This is a genomic window from Microvirga sp. P4_G7 (genome assembly GCF_056401005.1).
Genome location: NZ_JBFUKD010001018.1, coordinates 1 through 939, shown reverse-complemented (window position 1 = coordinate 939; position 939 = coordinate 1). Strand labels below are relative to the sequence as shown.

Annotated in this window: 1 protein-coding gene; it reads right to left on the bottom strand. The window is 67.8% G+C overall.

Annotation, left to right across the window (positions count from 1 at the left end; genetic code table 11):
* Positions 1–934, bottom strand: a 934-nt coding sequence (locus AC1DT3_RS22695) for a terminase large subunit domain-containing protein (protein WP_477467423.1), incomplete at its 3' end; no start/stop codon positions are given.
* Positions 935–939 lie beyond the last annotated feature (5 nt).

The following is a 939-nucleotide window of genomic DNA, read 5'->3' as shown; positions in this document are numbered from 1 at the left end:
GGTTCGTCTCGACGACGAGGGTATCGGCCTCCAGGCGATGATAGAGCGCGACTGCCTTCGCGGCCCATTCCGGCGGTTTCAGTCCCGACGCGCTGACATCCGCCAACACGTACGCGAAGCCACCCGCATCCAGACCGACTGCGACGATCCCGCAGGCATCCGCTCGCCGCGACGACGTCGCCGGCGGATCGACTGCAACGACAATCCGCACCAGCGGGGGCGCGCGAACGACGCGTCCCGCTTCGATCACCTCGCGCGTCCACAATGCATCGGGGCGATCCTCGATGAGTTCCCCATCGAGTTCCTGACGGCCGAGGCGCGTGCCTGCGTAGCGGCCGACCACGGTCTCGAGAAAGGCGGGTGCGAGATGAGCCGCGTTGTCGGCGGTTTTCGCGCGCGTGACGGCGACGGTCGGATCGGCGAGAAATCTCTTGATCAGCGGGAGCGGACGCGGCGTGGTCGTCACCATCTGCTGTGGATGGGTGCCTAGGCGCAGGCCGAATTGCAGCATGTCCCACGTCTCGTCCACGTGACGCCACTTGGCGAGTTCGTCCGCCCACGCGGCTTCGAATTGCGGACCGCGCAGGGAATCCGGATCCTCGGCGGAAAACACCTGTGCGATGGCGCCATTGGGCCATTCGAGCTTGCGCAACGACGGCGACCACGACGGACGCTCGCGTCGACGGTGCACGGCAAGTATTCCCGCCGGCCCCTCCACCATCACGTGGCGCGCATCCGCGAATGTCTCTCCGACGAGCGCGATGCGGCGCAGCGCCGGCTCGGCGAAATCGGGTTCGCCGAGGGCAATGCCGCGAATCCATTCGGCGCCGGTGCGGGTCTTGCCCGCGCCACGACCGCCCAGCATCAGCCAGAGCGTCCACGGTGTCGTTCGACGAAGGAGCCCCGGCGGCCGKTGCTCCCTACGGCAATGGATCGGCC